This is a genomic window from Bradyrhizobium sp. A11, assembly GCF_042077125.1.
Taxonomy (GTDB): Bacteria; Pseudomonadota; Alphaproteobacteria; order Rhizobiales; family Xanthobacteraceae; genus Bradyrhizobium; species Bradyrhizobium japonicum_B.
In genome coordinates, this window is record NZ_CP149509.1 from 5,222,743 (window position 1) to 5,246,223 (window position 23,481).

At 63.6% G+C, this 23,481-nt stretch carries 25 protein-coding genes and 2 tRNA genes; 12 read left to right on the forward strand and 15 right to left on the reverse strand.

The genetic code is table 11. The annotated features are described in order from the left end of the window. Nucleotides 1-132: 132 nt before the first annotated feature. The 8 genes from WI560_RS24565 to WI560_RS24600 form a co-directional block, all read right to left on the reverse strand. Nucleotides 133-927, reverse strand: coding sequence for a creatininase family protein (locus WI560_RS24565; protein WP_375305250.1), 795 nt, complete (start codon nucleotides 925-927; stop codon nucleotides 133-135). Next, nucleotides 928-1,692 carry an enoyl-CoA hydratase/isomerase family protein gene (locus WI560_RS24570; protein WP_375305251.1) on the reverse strand — a complete coding sequence of 255 codons (765 nt, stop codon included), beginning with the start codon at nucleotides 1,690-1,692 and terminating at the stop codon, nucleotides 928-930. 105 nt (nucleotides 1,693-1,797) lie between these two features. Then, nucleotides 1,798-2,517, reverse strand: coding sequence for an ABC transporter ATP-binding protein (locus WI560_RS24575; RefSeq protein WP_375305252.1), 720 nt, complete (start codon nucleotides 2,515-2,517; stop codon nucleotides 1,798-1,800). Beyond that, on the reverse strand, nucleotides 2,510-3,235 hold the full coding sequence (locus tag WI560_RS24580) for an ABC transporter ATP-binding protein (protein WP_375305253.1): 726 nt from the start codon (nucleotides 3,233-3,235) through the stop codon (nucleotides 2,510-2,512). Before WI560_RS24580 ends, WI560_RS24575 begins: the two co-directional genes overlap by 8 nt. Then, the gene (locus tag WI560_RS24585; protein WP_375305254.1) at nucleotides 3,232-4,263 is read right to left on the reverse strand and encodes a branched-chain amino acid ABC transporter permease; all 1,032 of its coding nucleotides are present in this window, start codon (nucleotides 4,261-4,263) and stop codon (nucleotides 3,232-3,234) included. The genes WI560_RS24580 and WI560_RS24585 overlap by 4 nt, the downstream gene beginning before the upstream one ends. Beyond that, entirely contained in the window at nucleotides 4,247-5,116 is an 870-nt protein-coding gene (locus WI560_RS24590) for a branched-chain amino acid ABC transporter permease (protein ID WP_375305255.1), read from the reverse strand. The genes WI560_RS24585 and WI560_RS24590 overlap by 17 nt, the downstream gene beginning before the upstream one ends. Before the next feature lie 114 nt (nucleotides 5,117-5,230). Next, entirely contained in the window at nucleotides 5,231-5,755 is a 525-nt protein-coding gene (locus WI560_RS24595) for a flavin reductase family protein (RefSeq protein WP_375305256.1), read from the reverse strand. A gap of 90 nt (nucleotides 5,756-5,845) precedes the next feature. Continuing rightward, on the reverse strand, nucleotides 5,846-6,088 hold the full coding sequence (locus tag WI560_RS24600; RefSeq protein WP_375305257.1) for a VOC family protein: 243 nt from the start codon (nucleotides 6,086-6,088) through the stop codon (nucleotides 5,846-5,848). Nucleotides 6,089-6,873: 785 nt separating this feature from the next. Here WI560_RS24600 and WI560_RS24605 point away from each other — a divergent pair. The 4 genes from WI560_RS24605 to WI560_RS24620 all read left to right on the forward strand — a co-directional run bounded on the left by WI560_RS24605 (nucleotide 6,874) and on the right by WI560_RS24620 (nucleotide 10,209). Then, nucleotides 6,874-7,431, forward strand: coding sequence for an Lrp/AsnC family transcriptional regulator (locus tag WI560_RS24605; protein ID WP_375305258.1), 558 nt, complete (start codon nucleotides 6,874-6,876; stop codon nucleotides 7,429-7,431). A 141-nt stretch (nucleotides 7,432-7,572) separates the two neighbouring features. Beyond that, a complete protein-coding gene (ribB, locus tag WI560_RS24610) occupies nucleotides 7,573-8,649 on the forward strand; it encodes a 3,4-dihydroxy-2-butanone-4-phosphate synthase (RefSeq protein ID WP_375308899.1) in 1,077 nt (358 codons plus the stop codon). A gap of 266 nt (nucleotides 8,650-8,915) precedes the next feature. Continuing rightward, nucleotides 8,916-9,257, forward strand: a complete 342-nt coding sequence (locus WI560_RS24615) for an addiction module antidote protein (RefSeq protein WP_375308900.1) — start codon at nucleotides 8,916-8,918, stop codon at nucleotides 9,255-9,257. Nucleotides 9,258-9,750: 493 nt separating this feature from the next. Then, nucleotides 9,751-10,209 (forward strand): tyrosine-type recombinase/integrase, encoded by a 459-nt coding sequence (locus tag WI560_RS24620; protein ID WP_375305259.1) that lies wholly within the window; start codon nucleotides 9,751-9,753, stop codon nucleotides 10,207-10,209. 61 nt (nucleotides 10,210-10,270) lie between these two features. Here WI560_RS24620 and WI560_RS24625 read toward each other — a convergent pair. From WI560_RS24625 to WI560_RS24645, 5 genes are all read right to left on the reverse strand, one after another. After that, nucleotides 10,271-10,346, reverse strand: a tRNA-Lys gene (locus WI560_RS24625). A 181-nt stretch (nucleotides 10,347-10,527) separates the two neighbouring features. After that, nucleotides 10,528-11,130 (reverse strand): Spy/CpxP family protein refolding chaperone, encoded by a 603-nt coding sequence (locus WI560_RS24630; protein WP_375305260.1) that lies wholly within the window; start codon nucleotides 11,128-11,130, stop codon nucleotides 10,528-10,530. 188 nt (nucleotides 11,131-11,318) lie between these two features. After that, nucleotides 11,319-12,323 (reverse strand): TRAP transporter substrate-binding protein, encoded by a 1,005-nt coding sequence (locus WI560_RS24635; protein WP_028137945.1) that lies wholly within the window; start codon nucleotides 12,321-12,323, stop codon nucleotides 11,319-11,321. A gap of 240 nt (nucleotides 12,324-12,563) precedes the next feature. After that, complete coding sequence (locus WI560_RS24640) at nucleotides 12,564-14,126, reverse strand: 2-isopropylmalate synthase (RefSeq protein ID WP_375305261.1); 1,563 nt, start codon at nucleotides 14,124-14,126, stop codon at nucleotides 12,564-12,566. A 1,295-nt stretch (nucleotides 14,127-15,421) separates the two neighbouring features. Next, nucleotides 15,422-16,381, reverse strand: a complete 960-nt coding sequence (locus tag WI560_RS24645) for an N-carbamoyl-D-amino-acid hydrolase (RefSeq protein WP_375305262.1) — start codon at nucleotides 16,379-16,381, stop codon at nucleotides 15,422-15,424. 277 nt (nucleotides 16,382-16,658) lie between these two features. On the opposite strand from WI560_RS24645, the gene WI560_RS24650 reads away from it, so the two are divergent. Together WI560_RS24650 and WI560_RS24655 are read left to right on the forward strand one after the other, a co-directional pair. Beyond that, nucleotides 16,659-16,883, forward strand: coding sequence for a hypothetical protein (locus WI560_RS24650; protein WP_028134947.1), 225 nt, complete (start codon nucleotides 16,659-16,661; stop codon nucleotides 16,881-16,883). A 211-nt stretch (nucleotides 16,884-17,094) separates the two neighbouring features. Continuing rightward, nucleotides 17,095-17,421 (forward strand): hypothetical protein, encoded by a 327-nt coding sequence (locus WI560_RS24655; RefSeq protein ID WP_375305263.1) that lies wholly within the window; start codon nucleotides 17,095-17,097, stop codon nucleotides 17,419-17,421. Between the two features lie 95 nt (nucleotides 17,422-17,516). Here the strand turns inward: WI560_RS24655 and WI560_RS24660 are convergent, their stop codons facing one another. Then, entirely contained in the window at nucleotides 17,517-17,981 is a 465-nt protein-coding gene (locus WI560_RS24660) for a fasciclin domain-containing protein (protein ID WP_375308901.1), read from the reverse strand. Between the two features lie 65 nt (nucleotides 17,982-18,046). Here WI560_RS24660 and WI560_RS24665 point away from each other — a divergent pair, with 65 nt between their 5' ends. Then, nucleotides 18,047-18,391 carry a hypothetical protein gene (locus tag WI560_RS24665; protein ID WP_375305264.1) on the forward strand — a complete coding sequence of 115 codons (345 nt, stop codon included), beginning with the start codon at nucleotides 18,047-18,049 and terminating at the stop codon, nucleotides 18,389-18,391. 140 nt (nucleotides 18,392-18,531) lie between these two features. Here the strand turns inward: WI560_RS24665 and WI560_RS24670 are convergent. Then, a tRNA-Pro gene (locus WI560_RS24670) sits at nucleotides 18,532-18,608 on the reverse strand. Between the two features lie 68 nt (nucleotides 18,609-18,676). Here WI560_RS24670 and WI560_RS24675 point away from each other — a divergent pair. From WI560_RS24675 to WI560_RS24695, 5 genes are all read left to right on the forward strand, one after another. Beyond that, nucleotides 18,677-19,666, forward strand: coding sequence for an L-threonylcarbamoyladenylate synthase (locus tag WI560_RS24675; RefSeq protein WP_375305265.1), 990 nt, complete (start codon nucleotides 18,677-18,679; stop codon nucleotides 19,664-19,666). Between the two features lie 100 nt (nucleotides 19,667-19,766). Further along, entirely contained in the window at nucleotides 19,767-21,194 is a 1,428-nt protein-coding gene (locus WI560_RS24680; RefSeq protein ID WP_375305266.1) for an FAD-binding oxidoreductase, read from the forward strand. After that, on the forward strand, nucleotides 21,191-21,634 hold the full coding sequence (locus WI560_RS24685) for a GNAT family acetyltransferase (RefSeq protein WP_375305267.1): 444 nt from the start codon (nucleotides 21,191-21,193) through the stop codon (nucleotides 21,632-21,634). The genes WI560_RS24680 and WI560_RS24685 overlap by 4 nt, the downstream gene beginning before the upstream one ends. A 9-nt stretch (nucleotides 21,635-21,643) precedes the next feature. Then, nucleotides 21,644-22,225 carry an NUDIX domain-containing protein gene (locus WI560_RS24690; protein ID WP_257177057.1) on the forward strand — a complete coding sequence of 194 codons (582 nt, stop codon included), beginning with the start codon at nucleotides 21,644-21,646 and terminating at the stop codon, nucleotides 22,223-22,225. 290 nt (nucleotides 22,226-22,515) lie between these two features. Continuing rightward, nucleotides 22,516-23,445, forward strand: coding sequence for a glycine reductase (locus WI560_RS24695; protein WP_375305268.1), 930 nt, complete (start codon nucleotides 22,516-22,518; stop codon nucleotides 23,443-23,445). Nucleotides 23,446-23,481: the final 36 nt, after the last annotated feature.

Below are 23,481 nucleotides of genomic sequence, written 5' to 3' on the forward strand. Positions count from 1 at the left end.
TTTCATAGGCGGAGCGATATTTTCGCCCGAAAGCCGCGTTGCGTAGCAAAGCTTTCCAAATTTTATGCTGTCAGTATTCGCAACATGGCAGACGCCGGGGGAACCTTCGCCGCGCAGCGAACCGGCTGACCCTCAACGGCGGGCGCCGGCGGCTCCGGCCTCGCTCTCGAAGGTCTTGATCAGCAACTCGGCGACCGCCGCGAGGCACGCTTCGCCGATGCTGTGGCTCGAGCCAAAAGGACTTCCGATCACGCCGTTCTGCGAAACCGATCGGATGCCGTTCTTCCACATCAGCTCGAGATCAGCCTCTGACAAGCCGCCAAGATGGCCCACCTCGAAGCGGTCCGGTCTGACGCTGTCGGGCCGAATGACCATCATCAGCGACGTCTCGGCGATATCGGCATGGCCGCCGACAGCCGACACGTCTCCTCCGGCTTCGCGCACCGCATCGCGCCACGTGTCGATCCATTTCGTCGAGTCGAAGAACGCCAGGATCGCAACATCCGAGGGGACGGCATCGCGCAAGCGACCGAGCATGTCCTTCAGGACCGGAAAATTGCCGATGTGGCCCGAGTGAATCAGGATGCGCTTGAAGCCGTGACGCGCCAGGCTCGTGCAATAATCGACACAGATCGCTTCCAGCGTCTCCGGCCGTAGCGAGATCGTACCCGGGAATGGCAGATGGTGAGACGAGCAGCCGACCCTGATAGTCGGCGCCACCAGCGTGTTGCCGCGGCTGCGCGCGATCCGCTCGGCCAGAGCGTCGGCATGATCCGCATCCATGCCCAAAGACAAATGCGGTCCATGCTGCTCGACCGCCCCGAGCGGAATCACCACCGTCGTGCACCCATCGGCCAGCGCCGAGGCGACTTCCTCGTGGCTCATCTGCTCCAGATAGATCTGATCGGGATATCCGCGCGCCATCATTCAGCCCTTACCATTCCTTGCCAAAAACCTCGCACGCACATTAATCGAGCTCTCGTCTGTGACATAGGCGTCGAGGTCGGCCACGGTCACTTCTTCGAGCGCCTGATCGCTCATTTGCCTGGTGAGGTTGAGCGATCGTTTGATGGCGTGGAACAGCTTGCGGTCTTTCTGCCGCAACGCGCCGCACACGTCTCGCGCTCGGGACGCGACCTCCTCGGTCGCGACGATCTCGTTCACGGCGCCGATCGCCACGGCGCGCTCCGCGCCGACGAGCTCGCCCCAATACAGCAGCTCTTGTGCCGCCCGCACGCCGAGCTTCTCGACGGCCCGGCGCATGCCTTTGGTCACCGGCAGCAGGCCGTGATTGATTTCCGGGAACCCGATCTTGCACGCCGCATCGGCCACGACGTAGTCCGCATGCAGCAGAAACTCCAGGGCGCCTCCGACCGCATAGCCGCGGACGGCGCAGACGATCGGACCCGGATAGTTCTCCATCGCCACGAGGAGTTCATGGAAGAACCGGATGCGCGGCCTCGCGACATCGATCCCGACGACTTCCTTGATGTCGCCGCCTGCGCTGAAGAAGCGGTCGCCGCCCCCGGTGAGCACGATGCCGGGCGGATTCTCGTCATCGGCAAAGCGCCGGATCGCCTCCAGCAACTCGACGATGAGTTGCGCATTCAGCGCATTGGCCGGCGGCCGGTTCATCGTGATCGTGACCAGGTCTTGATCACGCTCGATCAGGAGAGCAGCGGCAGTGTTCATAAGTGAGACCCAAGCGAGAGGCGGCTGCAACAGCCGGGGAGCGGTGGACCAAGCGGCGGCGCGACGAGAGCCGCAACGCCTGACGCCTCGCCGAGACGGCGCGCCTCACAATCCCAAATAGGCACGCTGGACATCGGGGTTCTCGAGCAGATCGCGGCTCGATCCGTGCAACACCACGGAGCCGTTCTCAAGCACGTAGCCGCGGCTGCTCAGCGTCAGCGACTTGGCGACATTCTGCTCGACGAGAAGGACCGTGATGCCCTGCTCGTTGAGGGATTTGACGACGCCGAACATTACGTCGGTCAGCGCCGGCGACAGCCCGATCGACGGCTCGTCGAACATCACGATTTCAGGCTTCGACATGATCGCGCGACCGATCGCCAGCATCTGCTGCTCGCCGCCGGAGAGCGTGCCGGCGAGTTGGTCGCGGCGCTCGCGAAGTCGCCCGAACAGGTGATAGACGGAATCAAGCGTGTTTACCCGGTCGTGCCTGGCCCGCTTCAACGAGCCTCCGATCAGCAGATTGTCCTCGACTGAGAGCGCACCGAAGATCTGGCGGCCCTCGGCGACCTGAGCGATGCCCATTTCGCAGATGTCCCACGGCGGTCGCCGCGAGATATCGACTCCGTTGAACCTGACGGAACCGCCCGACGACGGCACGATCCCCGCGATTGATCGGATCAGAGAGGTCTTGCCGGCGCCGTTGGCGCCGACCACGCAGATCAGTTCGCCCTTGCCGATGCGGAGCGACACGCCGTTCAGCGCATTGGAGCCGTCATAGGCCACGCACAGGTCGTCGATTGCGAGAAGCGCGTCGTCAGGCATGGAAGCCGGCTCCCAGATAACTTTCCAGCACCGCAGGATCCGTTACCACCTCTGACGGCTTGCCCTCGGCGATCTTGGCGCCGTGGTGAAGCACCACCACGGTCGACGCCACTTCCATCACGATCCGCATCACGTGCTCGACCAGCAGGATCGTCAGTCCGCCCTCGGCGAGCCTGTGCAGCACGCCAACGACGCCGGCCGCTTCGGTCGGACGCAGCCCCGCCATCACTTCGTCGAGCAGTAGCAGCTTGGGGCGGGTCGAGAGCGCCTTCGCCATCTCCAGCATCTTGCGATCGGGCAACGTCAACTGATCTGTCCGGGCATTCGCCTTGCCGGCGAGCCTGACATTTTCGAGCGACTCATACGCCTTGTCGCGCGCCTCCTTGACGTTCGTCGTCCAGCTGAAGGCGCCCACCATGGCATTCTCGAGCACCGACATATCTTTCATCGGCCGGACGATCTGGAAGGTGCGCGCAATGCCCATGCGGCACACCGCTTCGGGCGGCTCGCGCTCGAGCGAATGCCCCTCGAACAGCACCTGCCCGGCGGTCGGTCTCATCGCCCCGGCGACGAGATTGAAGCAGGTTGTCTTGCCGGCGCCGTTCGGCCCGATCAGGGCGGTGATGCGGCCTGCCTGCAGTGAGAAGCTGACGTCATTGACCGCGACCAATCCAACGAACGCTTTGGTCAGGTTCTTCACTTCGAGCAGCGCGGTCATTCCTCGACCTTCCGCAGTTGTGAGATCTGGCCGCGAGCCGGCAGCTGGATCGCCCCGTAGAGCCGGACGATCGCCGGCCAGATGCCGTCGGGCAGAAACCACACGACCAGGATCAGCACCGCCCCGTAGGCGACGCTGTTCAGTCCGGGGAGCCCCAAGCTGTCGCCGAGAGCCCCCATGGCGTGATGCAGCGGGATCGCGGCCATCGAGCCGACCAGCGGGCCGAACGCAGTGCCCAATCCGCCGACCACGGGGCCGATCAATACGTCGACCGAGATCGCCATGCCCATGATCGAATCCGGAAAGATCGCGCCCTGCACTAGGCCCAGCACGCCGCCGCCGATCGCGGCCGTCGCGGCCGATATCGAGACCACCAGCACCTTGTGGCGAAACGTCCGCACGCCCAGCGCGCGGGCGGCCTCGTCGTCATCCCGCATCGCCCGCCAGACATAGCCCCAATAGGACCGGGAGATCAGCTCCGTTCCCGCGACGCCGATGGCCGCAAGCGCGAGCGCGACGAAGTAGTAGAACCGCGCGTCACCGCGCAGCATCCCGAGGTCCATCGCGCCGCTCGGCGCCTGATAGAACAGGCCCTGCATGCCGCCGACATAGTCCCACCCGCCGAACATGATCCGGGCGAATTCGGCGGCTGCGATCGTGAGCAGCGCGAAATAGATGCCACGGACCTCGAAGCGGAAGCTCAGCCACGCCAGCACCGCGCCGACGAAGCCCGCAATCACCGCGCCCAGCAGCAGACCGATCCAGGGGGTGACGCCGTATTTGATGTTCAGGATCGCCACCGCATACGCACCGATTCCAACGAACAGCGCGTGACCGATGGATAGCTGCCCGCCGATCCCGAGCATCAGGTTCCACGATTGTCCCATGAAGGTGAACAACAGGACGATCGTCAGAAGCGAGATGACGTAGGCGTTGGACATGCCACCCACCACGGCCAGGGCGGCAAAGACCAGAGCGCCGGCGCCCCAACGCTTGGTGTCGCTGGCTTGATCAAATGTCCTTTGCACCGAAAAACCCCCTCGGACGGAAAATCAGGATGATGATCAGGAGCGCGTAAGGGAGTGCTGTTTTCATCGACGGCGTGAACATCAAGGCCGCGATCGCTTCGGCGACCCCGATCGTCAGGCCGCCCAGAAGAGCGCCGCCGAAGCTGCCGAGACCGCCGACGATCACCGTCACGAAGGCCAGCAGCGTGAAGTCGACGGCGAGATAGGGCTGCGCATCGAACAACGGCGAGATCAATGCGCCGGCGACGCCGGCGCAGGCGGTTCCGATGCCGAAGGTCACCGCATAGACCCGAGGGATGTTCAGCCCGACCACCAGTCCGCCCAGTCGATTGTTGGCGGCGCCCCGCAGCGACCGGCCGAATGCGGAGTACTTCAGATAGGCTCCCAGTGCGGCGATCAGCAGTCCGGCCGTAGCGGCCGCCTGGATGCGGGCCCAATCCAAGGTGAGCGGTCCCACGCTCACGGTCTGGAAGGACAGCTGAGACGCCGTCGGCCGCGGATCCGGACCGAACGACATCAGCAATACGCCGCTGAAAAGCAGTGAGAGGCCGATGAAGACGATGAACTGATAGTGATGCGGCCGATTGACGAACCGCTTCACGACGATCGTCTCCAGCAGATAGCCGAACATGAACATGACGACCGCGGCGATCGCGGCGGCTAAAACGATCGGGACGTCCCAGATTCGAACGGTCCAGTATCCGATGTAGATCCCGAACACGACCATCTCGCCATGAGCGAAATTGACCACGCGCATGACGCCGAAGATGATCGTGAGACCGAGCGCGACGAGCCCGTAAACCAGCCCGATGAGCACCCCGCCGGCGATTACATTGAGCCAGAGCGACAGCATCAGCGACCAACCGCTGATGGATGCGCGATGGAAAGTCTTCGTCTTCCTTGCATGCTGATCGGTTCCATCTTGGCTGTAGCGGAAACGTAGCGGCGTCGGACGTCGTCCTGTGTTTCAGACCGCCTTTGGCGCGGCGAAGCATCCGTCGATGTAGACGAGCGACTCACATCCGGCTCTCGTCGTCTGAGCCACCACCTCTCCGGTGAAGATGGTGTGACTACTGTCGCTATAAGCATTCACCACGCGGCAATCGAAGCTGCAGACCGCGCCGATCAGACCTGGTGCACCGGTTTTGAGATCGCACCACAAACCGTCGCCGAAGCGGATATCGCCCTTGCTGCCGTCCTGCCCGGAAAACTTGAGCGCCAGATCGCGATGCTCGACCCCCAGAATATTCCAGCAGAACGACCCGCTGCTGAGAATGGTGTCGTGCGCACCGGCAGATCGATTGACGCAAACCAGCACGCTGGGCGGAGCCGCCGACAGCGAGCAGCCCGCCGTCAGTGTCAGACCATGGCGGTTCGGCGCCCGGCCTGTCGTGACGATCGACACGGTGCCCGGCACGTGGCGCATCGCAGCGCGGAATGCTGCGGCATCGAGTGGGCTCGGTTCGGACGGCGGCGGTGCTGCGGACGACATGGGTACGACTCTTGGATTCATGGGATGGATGCGCCCTATTTGTCTGGTTGTGAGTCCGCGCATGCAACGCTGCCGCGGTGAACGTCTGAGCTATCCGGCAGCTTGGTAGAACTGGATGACGTTGCCGCCCGGATCCCGCACCTTCACCGTACGGCCGTGACTGGCCATGTCCCGAATCGCGCCGACTTGCGCACCCATGGCTGCGGCACGCTCCATGGCGGCATCGAGGTCGTCGACATCGAAGACGAGAACGGCACCCTTGAGTTGTTCCGACGCGGACTCAGTCGGGCGGCGACGCAGAACGCAGCCGGATCGCTCACGAACTGGATCCACTTGCCGGGATCAGCGAAGCGCACCTTCAAACCCAGGCCTTCATAAAACTCGGCTAGGCGTCCAGGATCGTTCGCTGTTAGATAGACTTGCTTCAGTTTCACGCTCGACAATCCAAACCGTCGCTACCCAAGTGCGATCGTGGGTGGATATTCGCCCGAGCCTCTCAGCATTACTGCTTGAACAACGCATGTCTCAGAAGCTTCATCAGCATTTTATGCTGTAGCGACTTGTCGGGTCGCTTGATCCAGCTCTGCATCCGGCCATTTTCTGGTTGTCGAGGGTGGGCTGTCGTTCCTGCCGAATCATTTGTTTGCGAAACGCCGGCGGTGCGATCAGCGACGTGCGACCACGGCCACACGCGGCAACAGGCGGTTGTACGAAACAGGGCCGCCTGCGACGCTCGACACCGAAGCTCTGCTGCACATCCCGTCAAGTGACATGGGGAGCCACTCGATGAAGCGCCGGCCATTACATCGTGATCGATCCGTTGGATCAACGTCGGCCTGCATATCGCACGTGCAAAAAATGTATCAAAAGTAGGCAACTAGCATTCTGATCGCAATGCACAATGCGAAGGTTGACGGTTTTTCGATACAAGTCGGCGATTTGTCGAAATCCCACAAGCGCAATTGCGGTTAGCGTTTACCACGCGATTGTCATCACCCCGCAACAATGGTGACCGGCGCCGCAAGAAGACTGCCAGATTTGGGAGACACGCGATGTCGACAACCTCTCTCGACAGAATAGATATCAAGATCCTCAACGAGCTCCAGCAGAATGCGAGCTTGACCAATGTCGAGCTCGCATCACGCGTCAATCTCTCGCCGTCGCCGTGTCTGGCTCGCGTCAGAACACTCGAAAAACTCGGCGTGATCGATCGACGGATCGCCCTTCTCGATCCCGCCGTGCTCGGCATTGGTGTAACGGCTTTCATCCAGATCAAGCTGGAAAAGCAGGTCCAGACGTCACTCGAGAGTTTCACCCGATCCGTCGACCGGCTGGCCCAGGTGATGGAATGCTATCTGATGACAGGTGAGAGCGACTACATGCTCCGCGTCATGGCGGCGGACATCGAAGATCTCGAAGACCTCATCGTCAACAAACTATCCCGCATCCCCGGCGTCAGCAGCATTCGATCAAATCTGGCCCTCAAGCGCATTTCTCACAAGACGGTGCTGCCGATCGACACCAATCGGCCGGTCACCGTGAAGGCTTGCGCCAACCCCTCGCGCCCGCTGGAGCGCTCGCCACGCCCCCGATACGACGCCGCAGGCCCTTTGCTGTCCGAGGGGTCGATCGGGCTCGACACCCATTGTCCCAGCTACAGCGCGGAAAGACTATGAGGCGCCCCGGCATGGCTCCGGCCAGTTAGCAATAATGGTAAAGTCAAGATCGGCGGAGTGCTCGAGCGGCGCTCCGAGCCTGACACTCCGCACACGGCTCAACGCGAGCACGCGTCGGTTCCAGCGAGCAGAGCGACCGAGATGAAGGCATCGATCGAAGCGGCCCTGCAGGCGTTCGCCGAAGGCGAAATCGTCGTGGTCACCGACGACGACGATCGCGAGGGCGAAGGCGACCTCGTCGTCGCCGCCTCGCGTTGTACGGTTGAGAAGATGGCTTTCATCATCCGCAACACTTCGGGCATCGTCTGCGCGCCCATCACGTTCGAGGACGCGAGACGCCTGCGGCTTGACCCGATGGTTCTCAACAACGACTCGACTCACACCACGGCGTTCACCGTGTCGGTGGACTACCGGTCCGATAACGGGACGGGCATCTCGGCCGAAGAGCGGGCCTCGTGCTGCCGTGCACTCGCCAACCCCAACGCTGGCGCTGGCGATTTTTGCCGGCCGGGACACGTCTTCCCGCTGGTCGCAAAGGAGGGGGGCGTACTCATGCGCTCGGGTCACACCGAGGCCGCCGTCGACCTGTGCAGACTGGCAGGTCTCGAACCGGTCGGCGTCATCAGCGAACTGATGAACGACGATGGCTCGGTGATGAAGGGTCCGCAGGTCGCGGCGTTCTCCAACAAGCACAAGCTGAAACAGATCACCATCGCTGACCTCATCAGCTTCCGACAGGCCCGCGAGACGCTGATCGAGCGCGTCTCAAGCGTCACGGCGGAGAGCCCGATCGGCCCGCTCCAGGGCTATTCCTATCGCTCGCCGTTCGACCCCATCCATCACGTCGCCTATATCTACGGAGAACTGGGCGACGGCACCAACGTCCTCACGCGCTTCTACAAACCGAACATCCTGCGCGATTTGTTCTCTGGTCATGAAATGGCCAAGATGAACATCATTCTGCAACGCTTCAAGGACAATGGCAGCGGCGTGCTCGTCTATCTGCGCGACGGCGCGGCGGGCGTTCCGCCTGAGCCGCTAGGCCAGATCGGATCGCGCGAGGACGACCGGAATCGGCAATGGCGCGAGGTCGGCGTCGGCGCCCAGATCCTGCGGGATCTCAAAATCAGCTCCATCCGTCACCTCACGTCGTCGACGCATCACTTCAAGGGACTGTCAGGCTTCGGCATCGAGATCGTCCGAAACGAAGCGCTCTAACTCCAGCCATCTGCGTTCCGAAAGTCCATTGAGCGCGTCCCGCACCTCAGGCATCCGGCGAGCTTGCAGTTCGTCTCGCGACAGATCTCCCCCGGCCCAGTCTGGCCGGCCTCGCACTCGGAGAAGTAGCGCGCCGGCGACTTGCCAAGCGCCTGCTTGAACATGGTGATGAACGCGCTCACCCTCGTAGCCGAGCGCCTCCCCTTAAGACAACCAAGTTCGACGTTCAGGACTACCTTCAGACGCCGGATCAGCAGACAGCCAATCTGGAAGCAGCGCTCGAGAGCGATGATCCTTCCTTCATTGCTGCCGCTATCGGAGATCTAGCCAAAGCTCGGGGAGTTTCGAACTTCTCCCGGGAGACTGGATTGAGCCGCGAAGCGATCTACAAGACATTTCGCGTGGGCGGCAATCCAACGCTTGATACATTAAGCAAGGCGACGATTGTTCTTGGCTACCCACCCGATCGGCTACTGATAAGCATTCTCTCAAAAGCTTATCAGTCGCGCCGCCAGAATGCTTTCGTTTCAGTCCGGCAGTTTGGGCACTGGGTCAAACGGGTCCGGCTTAGCCCAGTCTGCCTTGATATACCGCGATCGGCGCCCTGAGAGCAGAAACACCTTGTGCTCCGGATCATACTCATTCAACCGATCTCCCGGAAAGAGCCAGGACCAGTGCCGGATCAATCTTGGCGTGGCCTCGAGTATATCGATTGCCTTAACGGCATCGAAGCGATGAGTAGACCCGCCTATCCTCGTTTCCGCGCCTTCTCTGACTTCTGCTGATCTAACGCAATCAGATGGGGCATGATCCGCTGAGGCTGAAGGGCCCAAGTAGGATCTGCAGCTGCCTTAAGTTGGATAGCCCACGCTTGGATAGTACGACCAAACTGATGTCGGCGCTGAACGTCTCGTGGGTCTGGGTAAGCTAAGTAGCTTAGAAACTGTGCACCGCTGACGTAAGGCGCGTCCTCATTGAGTTCAATCGTGGGAGCGCGGCGGTCGCCTCAATGTAGCCGACCGCAAAGATAAGATCTGGACCGAGCAAGACATTGCTGCGGTTCTCGCCGTCGCGTCCAGCGAGATCCAGCTCGCACTGATTTTGGCTCTATGGAGCGGACAACGGCAGGGAGACCTCCTGCGTCTACCCTGGTCGGCCTACGAAACTCCCTACATTCGCCTTCGACAATCGAAAGGTGGTCGCCGGGTGGCCATGCCCGCTGGCGCACCCCTGCGGGCCCTGCTCGACGCGACGAACCGCCGAGGACCGCTGATCTTGACGAACACGTTGGGCCGGCCCCCCTGGACCTCTGATGGCTTTCGGACGTCATGGGGGAAGGCATGCGAGCGTGCGGGCGTCGACGGCCTGACGTTCCATGATCTGCGCGGCACAGCGCTAGTTCGGCTTGCGATCGCAGGCGCCAGCGTGCCGCAGATCGCCGCCGTCACGGGTCACTCGTTGAAGGACGTCGAGGCTATTCTCGATGCGCACTATCTCGGTCGCGACATTCAGCTTGCAGAGGCTGCGGTGCTGAAGCTCGAAGCGAGAACAAAACTGTAAACGGTGGTGTAAACGGCACTAGTTTTGCCGTGTCCTCTAACCGCTAAGGTCTTGATTTATATGGTGGGCGCACCAGGGCTCGAACCTGGGACCCGCTGATTAAGAGTCAGCTGCTCTACCAACTGAGCTATGCGCCCGAAGGCCGGTCAAAGCCTTGCGAGGCCGGTCGTTTAGCAAAGCGATCCGGGTCTGGCAAGCGACCGGTCGCAAGTTTTCCAAGGTTCTTCCACAGCGCCGGAAAAGCGAAAAACCGCTGGATTCCAGCGGCTTCGCCAGGGTTGATCCCAAGGGCTGATTCCCCGCAAAAACCCGCCTCGTTCAGAGCCGGCCCTCGCGGTCGCGGTCCTCGCCGCCGTCGCGGCCATGGTGGAAATGCTCCATGCCGTGCCCCATCATGCGGTCCATGCCGCGCTCCATGAAGTGGCGGTGCCGCGGGCCGTCCTCGCCGCCGCCGAACGGGCCGCGGTGGCGGGTCAGCACGGCGAGGCGCCGCTTCTGGCCCTCGTCCAGGGTCTTGTAGAGCGGATCGGCGGCGTCGGCGATCTTCTTCAGGGCCGCGGACGTCGCGCCCATGTCCTCGGCGCGCTGGCGCAGACGGGCGACCGGATCGTCCACCTTGTCGGCGTCCTTGCCGGCATCGCCGGGGCCGGCATTCATCCGCGCATTGGCGCGGTCGATGCGCAGCTTGGCGAACTCGCGCACGGCAGCCTCGACCGGCGGCCACAGCTTCTCCTGATCGGCGTTGAGCTTCAGCCCGGCATGGACGGCGGCGATCCGCGCATCGACCAGGGCGGCGCGATCCTCGGGGTTCATGCGCATGTGGCGGACGTGCTCCATCCACGGGCGATGGTATTGGGCGTAGACCGCGCCTGAGCCGGCGATGCTGAACACGGCGATGGCGGCGATGGTGAACTTCTTCATCCGAACCTCCTCTGGAAGGATGTTCATGAAGATGGGCGCGGTGCGGCTGACGCGCAACTTACAAGTTGGACAGGGAGCGCGTCCTTACCAAGATGTAACGAGCGATTTTACCGCCGCAATCGGAATCGTTCGCAACAAAAAGGCTTCCGTGCAGATCGCACGGAAGCCTTCGTTCATCGTTATACGGATCAGTTGGTCGTGCTCTTGGCCTCTTTGAGGAATTCGTCGATCAGCGGCTGACCGATGCGGCTTGCGGCATCCTTGTAGACCGGCTCCATGGCCTTGCGCATCGCCTCGCTCTGCTCCGCCGTGAGCTTGATGATCTCGCTCTTGCCGCTCTTCTTGATTTCGGCGAGCGCGTCGTCGTTCTCCTTCTGCGACTGCGTGTTGCCGAAGTCGGTCGCTTCCTTCATCGCCTTGTTGAGCTGGTCGCGGATGTCGGCCGGCAGATCGTCCCAGAACTTCTTGTTCACGATCACGACGTAGCCGATATAGCCGTGATTGGTCTCGGTGATGTACTTCTGCACCTCGTGCATCTTCTGGGTATAGATGTTCGACCAAGTGTTCTCCTGGCCGTCGACCACGCCGGTCTGCAGCGCCTGATAGACTTCCGAGAACGCCATCACTTGCGGCAGCGAGCCGAGCGCCTTGAACTGGGCCTGTAGCACGCGCGAGGACTGGATGCGGAACTTGACGCCCTGATAGTCGGCGGGCGTGATCAGCTTCTTGTTCGCGCTCATCTGCTTGAAGCCGTTGTCCCAATAGGCAAGCCCAGAGATGCCCTTGGCATCCAGCAGCTTCAGCAGCCGCGTGCCGAGCGGCCCTTCCGTCACCTTCCGCAGCGTCTTGATGTCGGGCAGGATGTAGGGCAGATCGAACACCTCGAACTCGCGGATGCCGAGCGGCCCGAACTTGGAGTTGGAGGGCGCCAGCATCTGCACGCTGCCGAGCTGGAGCGCCTCGAGCTCTTCCTTGTCCTTGTACAGCGTCGAGTTCGGGTAGACCTCGACCTTGACCTTGCCGGCGGTATATTTCTCGGCCAGCTCCTTGAACTTCTCCGCCGCCTTGCCCTTCGGCGTGTCGGTGGCGACGACGTGGCTGAACTTGATGATGATCGGCGATTGGGCCGATGCCGGCCCGGCCAGCCCGAGTGCCAATGCCGCGATGGACGCGGCGATCGCGAAGGTGCGCATAATCTCTCCCTGGTGCTATTTGGGCCGCCCGGCATGCGGGCGGCCAATCCTCTTGCCCGGCTGCATTCATACAGGCCGGCCTCGCCAGAGGCTATTGGCCGTTAGCAGGGCAGCCATCTCTCAGACGGTCATTCCGGGGCGATACAAAGCATCGAACCCGGAATCTCGAGATTCTCAGGTGCGCAATTGTGCACCATAGTTCGCCTCGCCGAGGCGCCCCGGAACGACAAGCTTCGCTTGTCAGCTCGCCGCGGCCGTGGTCACGGTGTCGCGCTGGCGCTTCATGACGATCTTGTTGAGCGCACCGAGATAGGCCTTGGCCGAGGCCACCAGCGTATCCGGATCCGCCGCGCGCGCCGTCATCGAGCGGCCGTCCTGCGCCAGCCGCACCGATACTTCCGCCTGCGCGTCGGTGCCCTCGGTGACGGCGTGGACCTGGTACAGCTCCAGCTTGGCTTCGTGCGGCACCAGGCGCTTGATGCAGTTGAACACTGCGTCCACGGGACCGTTGCCCTCGGCCTCCTCGATTCTGATCTGGCCGTCGACGTCGAGCTTCATGGTCGCGCGCTGCGGGCCGTGGGTGCCGGCGATCACGGTCAGCGAGGCCAGCTTGATGCGATCGTGCGAGGCCGCCATCTCCTCGTCGACCAGCGCCTCGATGTCCTCGTCGTAGATGTCCTTCTTGCGGTCGGCTAGCGCCTTCATCCGCGTGAACGCATCCTCCAGCTGGTTGGGGCCGAGCTTGTAGCCCATCTCTTCCAGCTTGTGCACGAAGGCGTGGCGGCCGGAATGCTTGCCCAGCACCAGCGAGGACTGCTTCAGGCCGACCATCTCCGGCCGCATGATCTCGTAGGTCGAGGCGTCCTTCAGCACGCCGTCCTGGTGGATGCCGCTCTCATGCGCGAAGGCGTTGCGGCCGACGATCGCCTTGTTGTACTGCACCGGAAACGAGGTCGCTGCCGACACCACCTTGGAGGCGCGGGTGAGCTGCGTGGTGTCGATCTTGTTCCAGTAGGGGAATTTGTCGTTGCGCACGTTGATCGCCATCACGATCTCTTCGAGCGCGGCGTTGCCGGCGCGCTCGCCGATGCCGTTGATGGTGCACTCGACCTGGCGCGCGCCGCCGACGATGCCGGCCAGCGAATTCGCGACCGCCATGCCGAGATCGTTATGGCAGTGCACGGAGAACACCGCCTTGTCCGAGTTCGGCACGCGCTCGATCAGCGTCTTCATGAAGTGCGTGTATTCCTCCGGCACCGTGTAGCCGACGGTGTCGGGGATGTTCACCGTGGTGGCGCCGGCCTTGATCACGGCTTCGACGATGCGGCACAGGAAATCCATCTCGCTGCGGGTGCCGTCCTCGGCCGACCATTCGACGTCGTCGATCTGGTTGCGGGCACGCGCGACCATGGCGACCGAGGTCTCGAGCACTTCTTCCGGCGTCTTGTTCAATTTCACCCGCATGTGCAACGGCGAGGTGGCGATCACGGTGTGGACGCGGCCGCGCTTGGCGAACTTCACCGCCTCGGCGCAGCGATCGATGTCGGCCGGATGGGCGCGCGACAGGCCGGCGATCACGGCATTCTTGGAGCGGCGGGCGATTTCGCTCACCGCTTCGAAGTCACCCTGCGAGGTGATCGGGAAGCCGGCTTCGATGACGTCGACGCCCATATCGTCCAGCAACTCGGCGACCTCGAGCTTTTCCTCGAAGGTCATGGTGGCGCCGGGGCACTGCTCGCCGTCGCGCAGGGTGGTGTCGAAAATGATGACGCGGTCCTTCTCGGACTTGTTCACGGTGGCCATTTCAGATTTCCTTTTGAGCTTTTGCGCCGTTCAGGCCGTCTTGGTCCCTGGCGCTTGAGGTGTCCGGTGATCTCGACCAGCCCCTGAGCGCCCAGGCGCATGGCGCCCAGCCGGCCCTCAGGGGCAGCTAAGAAGAAGCCCGCCAATCAGCAGGGTGGGCAGCAGCGCGGCCGGGATCGTGGCGGCGGCCAGAGCCACCTCCCCCGAAATCCCCTCGATTTGGCCGCGAATCAGCATTGCCGGACCCTTTTGAGCCTCAAATCCTCGGTCAAAACCGTTGACGGTTGGTTGCCGGGAGGCTCAGTGGCCTGTTTCTAGACGAGAAATGGCCGCAACTGCAACGCCAAAAGATGGTCAAGGGAGCTGACCTGTTGCGACGCCTGAGATAGCAGCATCCAGTTCTGGGCCGTCGATGTACTCATAATTGGCTTTGGTGAATTGTTGGTCGTTGGCTAACTCAGACTGGCGACAGCCCTCCATAGCTTAAGCTGGCATGACTGGGCTTTCTCGCGGCTGGATTCGCCCGAGCTTTGCTTCGTCTCCACCCTCTAAATCCAAGAGGGCGCAGGGAAGGCCGGGTGCTGACAACGCACCCGCGGTCTGCTGCGCAAGATGCACACGCAGAAGAACCGCACAGCAGCATACAGGTGGTGCCGATCACTCGGCCTTCCCTGCGCGATGGTCGGACGGCTTATGCCGTGCTCTCCCGGGAGCCGAACTTTCCTTCTGGCCTCCCTCGCCGTTCGAATTGACGATGCCGTCCGCCCGGTTGGGCTCGCGCGCATCTTCGATCCGGCTTGACCGTAGCAACGACGGCCAGGACCACACGGTTTTGCCGTACGCACGGCCCGCCCTTTCGCCGCAGTATTTCCAGCCCTGTCGACGAAGCCGGAAACTTACGAGCGAGACGAAACCTAGCAGCGCCGTTCGTCCGCACGCGGTTACGGGCTCACAGGGACTACCCGCCCTGCCCGCACCTCTCATGCCGACGCTGCCGCGTCCACCGCAAGCCCGGCTCGCGATCAAGACGACCTCGAGATCGCCCCTCCTGGATAAGCCGGGATGGGCGACACATACGCCATTTCCGAATTTCGGTAAAGTGGAATATTTTCAGCGAAACGGATTGACACGGGAGCAAAACAGCCAACTTCCCGGCGTCATTCCGGGGCGCCGCAAAGCGGCGAGCCCGGAATCCATTCAGCCACTTATCCTGCGGCCCGATGGATTCTCAGATGCGCAATAGCGCATCATAGCTCGATGCTGCGCATCGCCCCGGAATGACGAAGGCGGGAGCCTCACCCTTTCCGCGACACCGGCGCGCCATCCGCCATGGTCGTGACGCCCTTGCGCTCGACGATCATCCCATAGGCATGCGGCTGGCGGTGGACGTCGAAATTGAAGGTGGTGCGCTTGTAGGAATTGCAGAGGTCGAGATCGCAGCGCGCCAGCGCCAGCTCGTCGCCCTTGGTCGTGCATCGCGCGATGATCTCGCCCGAGGGCGCGATGATGCAGCTGCCGCCGATATGGTCGACGCCCTCCTCGACGCCGGCCTTGGCGACGCCGACCACGAAGGTGCCGTTCTGATAGGCGCCGGCCTGCATCACCAGATGATTGTGGAACAGCGAGAGATCGTCATGCTCGGGCGCGGGCGGATTGTGCACCGGCGTGTTGTAGCCGATCATCACCATCTCGACGCCCTGCAGGCCCATCACCCGATAGGTCTCGCTCCAGCGGCGGTCGTTGCAGATCGCCATGCCCATCACGCCGCCGAAGGCGCTGGCGACGCCGAAGCCGCGGCCCGGCTCGAAATAGCGCTTCTCCAGATGCTGAAATTTCCGCCACGGCTCGTGCTCGGCATGGCCGGGCAGATGAACCTTGCGGTATTTCGCGACGATCGCGCCGCTCTTGTCGACGAGAATGGACGTGTTGTAGCGCCTGACGACGCCGGCCTCGACCGTCAGCTCGGCATAGCCGAGGGTGAAGCCGATGCCGAGCTCGCGGCCGAGATCGAACAGGCCTCGCGTCTCCGGGCCCGGCATCTCGCGCTCGAAGAATTGGTCGATCTCGGCCTGATCCTCGAAATACCAGCGCGGGAAGAAGGTCGTCAGCGCGAGCTCGGGATAGACGATCAGGTCGCATCCGCACGCCTTCGCCTCGCGCATCAAGGCCATCAGACGGGCCACGACTTCAGTCCTGCTCTCGGTCCTGGCGATCGGGCCAAGCTGGCCGGCTGCAACAGTCACAAATCTCGCCACGCGTCATTCCTTCGTTGTCCGGAGTGCCTCGAGCCCCGAGCCTATCGAGCGGCGGACCGCGCGCACAGGCCGGCTCGTCCCATCTTCGCGACGGGACACAATCAAATTCCGTGCCTTGCGGGTATCATCGTGCGGAGCCAGCCGACCTTTCGGAAGAATTCGGGAACTTCGTTGCGGATATGCAACGGTTCCCCGCGATCTGAAGCCGGACAAAACAAACTCCCATTCCGGCCACGAACCGCTCTCACAAGGCCGTGAGACGATCAGGGGAACGACGATGCGTGCACAACGCGTTTGGAAAGTGAATGGGGATGCCAGCATCGGGCACCTCCAATCCAGACTGGATGATCTGAACAAGCGGCTGGGTCAGCTTGAAAGCCAGCATCCGGACAGCTGGAAGATCGAGGAGCTGAAGGCGAGCGCGCTCAGCCTGTCGCGCGAGATCGACGACATCCGCTGCGCCGAGGCGACGGCGGCCTTGAGCGAGCTGCTGCGGAAGTAATCAGGCCTTTCGCGATCCGCGCCCTTCGCAAGGGAACCAAGCTCCACCGCCGCCATTTCCATGAGAGCATGGAGCACGGTCAAGGCGAGGCACCCGACGCGAGCCCATCTCGCGCGAGGTGGCCGGCGCGGTGTCCATGCTGGTCCTGTGCGCGACGGCGGCGTTCGCCGCGCGCGCCACTGTGAGGGTTTAGCGCCGTGAGGGATTTCGCATGACGTCCGAACCCGAGGAGCAGGTGCGACTGCAAGGCTTTGGCGAGATGACGTTGCGCACGGCGGTCGCGACGCTGATGCAGCTCGCACCGCGCGAGCGCTCTGAGGCCGCGATCTTCCGCGTCCGCGACGGCGTGCGACTGGCGGAGAGCGAAGTCGCCGAGCTCGCATCGCACTGGGGCATCGAACCGGCGCCGAAGGTGCGATCGCCGCGGCTGGTCCCCGAGCAGCACTGGCCCGACGTTGTCCGCGGCATGGTGCGCGAGGCCCCGCTGCCGGCGCTGATGGTGGCGTTTCTGCTGGGGGTGCTGGTGGCGCGGCGATAAGCTGCTCGCGCCGACCGCGATCCGCTCCCCAAGACCACCATCAAGACCACCATTCCTGGCCGCCGCAGCGGCCAGGCCGGTGACGGTCAAGCGTCTCAGTGATGCATCTTCTTTGCGCGCGCGGGCGGCATCAGCACCGTGTCGATGACGTGAATGACGCCGTTCGACGCTTCGATATCGGGCTGGATGACGTGCGCGTCATTGACGCGGACACCGAAACGTCCATCGACGCTGACGGGCTGGCCCTGAACGGTGGCGACTTGCAGCGATTTGCCGGCGATGTCGGCGGCCTTCACGCGGCCCGGAACGACATGATACTTCAGAATGGCCGCCAGCTTGGCCTTGTTCTTCAACAGCGATTCGACCGTGCCGGGCGGCAGCTTGGCGAACGCCGCGTCACTGGGCGCGAACACGGTGAAGGGGCCCTTGCTCTTGAGCGTCTTCACGAGGCCGGCCGCTTTGACGGCCGTCACCAATGTGGTGAACGAACCGGCAGACACCGCCGTGTCCACGATGTCGGCAGCGCGCGCCACGGATGGACCAAACAGGCCAGCGACCATGGCCGCTCCGGCCACGAACGAACGAATTGCGGGCGTCATCAAATTCTCCAGATGTGAGTCAAGCCATGACGAAGCAATGGATGCGCGCGATGCCGCACATCCATCGTCCGATCAGTTGCGATCGACCCGTAGGAAACGAAGCGTCGCGACGGCTGGATCACCACATCACGAGAAATCCGCGGGGGCTGACGATCGAGACCAAGCATGTGGACGTCACGTTTACGATCTTCGAGCTGATCGAAGTCCAGCTGTTCGACTTCATGGAAGCCGGCATCATGTTCGGGCTCGACATTGAGATCGATCCCGTGGGCACGACGCTGAGCTTCTGGTCGAGCTATGGCGTGCATGGCCGGATCAAGGCCAAGCGGATCGCGATTTCGTTCGAGCCCGGGCCAGACAAATCATCCTGAAAAAGCCATGCCGCCGCGGCAAGCCGCCCTGCCCCGGCAAATCCGCCGTGGACCCGATCCCGAAATCGTTGCAGAAAGGCGTTCCGAGGCGCCGGCAGCCGGTCGGCCAAGCCTCTGGAAAACGTCGACTTTTGGAAGAATGGTCGGAGTGGCAGGATTCGAACCTGCGACCCCTGCGTCCCGAACGCAGTGCTCTACCGGGCTGAGCCACACTCCGACAAGAAGGCGGCTTATAGCGTCGGGTTTGACGCACCGCAAGCGGCCGAGATGAGGAATTTTGTCCCTGTGAAAACGGGCCTTGAAACGCTGATTTTACCGGCTGGCGCGGCCGGCGCGGAGGCGGCCGCCAGGGCCTTGGCCGCCGGCGGGCTGGTCGCGTTTCCGACCGAGACGGTCTACGGGCTCGGGGCGGACGCCGCCAACGCCACCGCGATCGCCCATCTCTACGCCGCCAAGGGGCGGCCGGCGTTCAATCCGCTGATCGCGCATGTCGCCGATATCCCGGCGGCGCGGCGGATCGGGCGGTTCGACGCGCGCGCGTTGAAGCTGGCGGAGGCGTTCTGGCCGGGGCCGCTGACGCTGGTGGTGCCGAAGGCCGAGGGCTGCCCGGTGGCGGATCTCGCCACCGCCGGGCTCGACACCGTCGCGATCCGCATTCCCGCCCATCCCGTCGCGCAGGCGATCCTGCGCGCCTTCGGCGGGGCCGTGGTGGCTCCGTCAGCCAACATCTCCGGCCACGTCTCGCCGACGCTGGCCGCCCATGTCGAGAGCGATCTTTCGGGGCGGATCGACCTGATCATCGACGGCGGGCCGGTGACGGTCGGCGTGGAATCGACCATCGTCGGCTGCTTCGAGACGCCCATGCTGCTGCGGCCCGGCGGCCTGTCGCGCGAGCGGATCGAGGCGGTGCTCGGAGAGACCCTGGCGCGGCCGCCTGCGGAAACGGGCAGCGACGACAGCCAGCCGCTGGCGCCGGGCATGCTGGCCTCGCATTACGCGCCGCGCGCTTCCGTGCGGCTCGACGCGCGCGAGGTGGCACCGGGCGAGGCGCTGCTGGCGTTCGGCTCCGCGCGCCTGCCTGGCACTGATGCCGCGTCGGCCGTCATGAATTTGTCGCCCAGCGGTGATCTCGATGAAGCCGCCGCCAATTTGTTCGGCTATCTTCGCGAGCTCGATGCGAAGGGTCCGCGGGCGATCGCGGTAATGGCAATTCCCGAAGAGGACCTTGGCGAGGCGATCAACGACCGGCTGCGCCGGGCGGCGGTGGCGCGATAGCGCATGATCCGGACCCGAAGGGCCGCGTTAGCGCAAAGTGTGCAGCGGTTTTCCGATAAGATCATGCGCAAGGGATAAGAGTGGAAGAAGAGACACGAGAATGAACGTCAATACACCCGCTATGCCTCCGCTTGCGCCCGAGCTGATCGAGCAATTCCGCAAAATCGTCGGCGAGCGCCACGCCATCACCGATGCCAACGACATCCAGCCTTACGTCACCGAGGAGCGCAATCTGTTCCACGGTCGCTCGCCGCTGGTGCTGCGCCCGGGCTCGACGGCGGAGGTCTCGGCGATCTGCAAGCTTGCCTCCGCGCACAAAATCGCGCTGGTGCCCCAGGGCGGCAACACCGGGCTCGTCGGCGGCCAGACCCCGCACAACGGCGAGGTCGTGGTGTCGCTAAGGCGGCTGGACAAGATCCGCGAGGTCGACACCGCCTCCAATACCATGACGGTCGAGGCCGGCGTGGTGCTGCAAGTGGCGCAGCAGAAGGCCTCCGACGTCGACCGGCTGTTTCCGCTCTCGCTGGGCGCCGAAGGCAGCTGCACCATCGGCGGCAACCTCTCCACCAATGCCGGTGGCACCGCCGCGCTCGCCTATGGCGTCGCGCGCGAGATGGCGCTGGGGCTCGAGGTCGTGCTCGCCGACGGGCGCTTGCTCAACACGCTGTCGAAGCTGAAGAAGGACAACACCGGCTACAATCTGCACAACCTCTTCATCGGCGCCGAAGGCACGCTCGGCATCATCACGGCGGCGACCTTGAAACTGTTTCCGAAGCCGCGGGCGGTCGAGACCGCCTATGTCGGCCTGAAATCGCCGGACGCCGCCTTGAAGCTGCTGACGATCGCGCAAGGCGAAGCCGCCAATGCGCTGACGAGTTTCGAATTGCTCTCGGAGATGGCGGTGGACTTCTCGGTCCGCCACGGCATCGACGTGCGCGATCCGCTCGCAGAAAAGCATCCCTGGTACGTGCTGATGGAATTGTCCTCTCCCGGCGATGACGCCCGCACGCCGCTGGAGACGATCCTTGGCCGCGCCATGGAGGAGGAGATCGTCGACGACGCCGTGATCGCGTCGAGCCTTGCCCAGCGCAACAATTTCTGGAAGCTGCGCGAGGAGATGTCGGCGGCGCAGAAGCCGGAGGGCGGCTCGATCAAGCACGACATCTCCGTTCCCGTCGCCGCGGTGCCCGCCTTCATCGCCGAGGCCGACGCCGCGGTGGTGAAGCTGATCCCCGGTGCGCGGCCGGTGCCGTTCGGCCATCTCGGCGACGGCAATCTGCACTACAATGTCAGCCAGCCGATCGGGGCCGACACGGCCGATTACCTCGCGCGCTGGCACGAGGTGAACGCGGTGGTGTTCGAGATCGTGCTGCGCATGGGCGGCTCGATCTCCGCCGAGCACGGCATCGGCGTGCTCAAGCGCGACGAATTGCCCGACGTCAAGGACAAGACCGCGATCGAGCTGATGCGCGCGATCAAGGCGATGCTCGATCCGCACGGCATCATGAATCCGGGGAAGGTGCTGTGAGCGCGCTTGCGATCGACGCCATCACCGATGCCGATGTCGAGGAGGTCGTCGCGCTGTGGCAGCGCTGCGACCTGACGCGGCCGTGGAACGATCCCCATGCCGACATCGCCCTGGCGCGGCGGCGCGACAATTCCACCGTGCTGGTCGGCCGCGACAACGGCGCGATCGCAGCAACAATCATGGTCGGCCATGACGGCCATCGCGGCTGGGTCTATTACGTCGCGGTCGACCCTGATAGCCGGAAGCGCGGCTTCGGCCGCGCCATCATGGCGGCGGCCGAGGACTGGCTGCGCGCGGCCGGCATCGCAAAACTCCAGCTGCTGGTCCGCCGCGAGAACGCGCCGGCCAATGCGTTCTACGGCTCGCTGGGCTTCGAGCTGTCGACCTCCGTGATGTTCCAGAAGTGGCTCGACGGCCGTGCCACGACCCCAATCACCTGAGATCCCGCCATGACCATTTCCGACCGCGTCCGCATCAAGGACGTCCGCGTGCTCTCGGACGGCTGGACCACGCTGAAGACCACGACGTTCGAGTACCGGCGCGCCAGCGGCGAATGGCAGACGCAGCATCGCGAGACCTATGAGCGCGACAACGCCGCCGCCGTGCTGCCGTACAATCGCGCGCGGCGCACAGTGATCCTGGTGAAGCAATTTCGCCTGCCCGCCTTCATCCGCGGCTACGACGACCTGCTGATCGAGGCGGCCGCCGGCGTGCTCGACAATGCCGAGCCCGAGGAGCGCATCCGCGCCGAAGCCGAGGAGGAAACCGGCTATCGCCTGCACCACGTCCACAAGGTGTTCGAGGCCTTCATGAGCCCGGGCGCCATCACCGAGAAGCTGCATTTCTTCGTCGCCGAGTACGAGCCCGAGATGCGGGTGAGCGACGGCGGCGGCCTCGAGCACGAGGGCGAGGACATCGAGGTGCTGGAGCTTTCGATCGACGAGGCGCTGGCGATGATCACCGATGGCCGCATCATCGACGCCAAGGCGATCATGCTGCTGCAATATGCGGCGCTGCATGTTTTCAGGTGAGCTTCTTACCCTCCCCTGGAGGGGGAGGGTCGATCACGCGCAGCGCGAGCGGGGTGGGGTGATCTCTCCGCGCGGACAGTGTTGGATGCGGAGAGACCGTCACCCCACCCCGTCTCACATTTCGGGTCGCTCAATGTGAGCCGACCCTCCCCCTCCAGGGGAGGGTAAGTGGCAGCACCGACGCCGCACCATCTTCATCTGCAATTCAGGCCTGCGTTCTTCCTCGCCCCATTGAGCCCCTCCAAAACTCCCTCTAGTCTGTCGCCAACCAAGAACCAGGAGACGCGCCCATGTCCGCTCCGCGCGACGACGAATTCGGCTTTGCGCCCGATTATGATTCTCCCGTCCCCTACATGCAGCGCACGCGGGACTATTACGCGGCGATCGGCTACACCACGCCGTATCGCTGGGCGCATTACACCGCAGCGCCGTTCCAGCCGCTGAAGAAGCCGCTGGCGAAGTCGCGCGTGACCATCGTCACGACCGCCGCGCCCTACGATCCCGCCAAGGGCGACCAGGGACCGGGCGCGGCGTATAACGGAGCTGCGAAATTCTACCAGGTCTATGACGGCGACACCTCGAAACAGCACGATTTGCGCATCTCGCACATCGGCTACGACCGCAAGCACACCTCGGCGACCGATAACGGCACCTGGTTTCCGCTGCCGCAGCTGTTGAAGGCGTCCGCCGCCGGGCGCTTCGGCGAGGTCGCCCCGCGCTTCTTCGGCGCGCCGACCAATCGCAGCCATCGCGTCACGCTCGACACCGACGCGCCGGAGATTTTGGCGCGCTGCCTTGCCGACAAGGTCGACGTCGCGGTGCTGGTGCCGAACTGCCCGGTCTGCCACCAGACCACCGCGCTGGTGGCGCGGCATCTCGAAGCGAACGGCATTCCGACCGTGATCATGGGCTGCGCCAAGGACATCATCGAGCACGCGGCGGTGCCGCGCTTTTTGTTCTCGGATTTCCCGCTCGGCAATTCCGCCGGCAAGCCGCACGACGTCGCCTCGCAGGCGCAGACGCTGGAGCTGGCGCTCAAGCTGCTGGAGACCGCGAGCGGCCCGCAGACGACGATGCAGTCGCCGCTGCGCTGGAGCGAGGACGCCTCCTGGAAGCTCGACTACAACAACGTCGCCCAGCTTTCGCCGGAGGAGCTGGCGCGCCGCCGCGCCGAATTCGACAAGCAGAAGGAGATCGCGCGCGGCAACCGCGCCGCCTAAAGCGCGGTGAGATTCGGGTGGATCGTCATCGCGCTT

Coding starts and splice junctions, on each gene's coding strand:
- WI560_RS24640 (WP_375305261.1), bottom strand. CDS start 14,126: ATGGCCACCGTGAACAAGTCCGAGAAGGACCGCGTCATCATTTTCGAC.
- WI560_RS24660 (WP_375308901.1), bottom strand. CDS start 17,981: ATGGTCGCTGGCCTGTTTGGTCCATCCGTGGCGCGCGCTGCCGACATC.
- WI560_RS24695 (WP_375305268.1), top strand. CDS start 22,516: ATGTCCGCTCCGCGCGACGACGAATTCGGCTTTGCGCCCGATTATGAT.
- WI560_RS24630 (WP_375305260.1), bottom strand. CDS start 11,130: ATGAAGAAGTTCACCATCGCCGCCATCGCCGTGTTCAGCATCGCCGGC.
- WI560_RS24575 (WP_375305252.1), bottom strand. CDS start 2,517: ATGCCTGACGACGCGCTTCTCGCAATCGACGACCTGTGCGTGGCCTAT.
- WI560_RS24565 (WP_375305250.1), bottom strand. CDS start 927: ATGATGGCGCGCGGATATCCCGATCAGATCTATCTGGAGCAGATGAGC.
- WI560_RS24580 (WP_375305253.1), bottom strand. CDS start 3,235: ATGACCGCGCTGCTCGAAGTGAAGAACCTGACCAAAGCGTTCGTTGGA.
- WI560_RS24595 (WP_375305256.1), bottom strand. CDS start 5,755: ATGTCGTCCGCAGCACCGCCGCCGTCCGAACCGAGCCCACTCGATGCC.
- WI560_RS24570 (WP_375305251.1), bottom strand. CDS start 1,692: ATGAACACTGCCGCTGCTCTCCTGATCGAGCGTGATCAAGACCTGGTC.
- WI560_RS24655 (WP_375305263.1), top strand. CDS start 17,095: ATGACGTCCGAACCCGAGGAGCAGGTGCGACTGCAAGGCTTTGGCGAG.
- WI560_RS24665 (WP_375305264.1), top strand. CDS start 18,047: ATGACGAAGCAATGGATGCGCGCGATGCCGCACATCCATCGTCCGATC.
- WI560_RS24650 (WP_028134947.1), top strand. CDS start 16,659: ATGCGTGCACAACGCGTTTGGAAAGTGAATGGGGATGCCAGCATCGGG.
- WI560_RS24690 (WP_257177057.1), top strand. CDS start 21,644: ATGACCATTTCCGACCGCGTCCGCATCAAGGACGTCCGCGTGCTCTCG.
- ribB (WP_375308899.1), top strand. CDS start 7,573: ATGAAGGCATCGATCGAAGCGGCCCTGCAGGCGTTCGCCGAAGGCGAA.
- WI560_RS24590 (WP_375305255.1), bottom strand. CDS start 5,116: ATGCTGTCGCTCTGGCTCAATGTAATCGCCGGCGGGGTGCTCATCGGG.
- WI560_RS24680 (WP_375305266.1), top strand. CDS start 19,767: ATGAACGTCAATACACCCGCTATGCCTCCGCTTGCGCCCGAGCTGATC.
- WI560_RS24635 (WP_028137945.1), bottom strand. CDS start 12,323: ATGCGCACCTTCGCGATCGCCGCGTCCATCGCGGCATTGGCACTCGGG.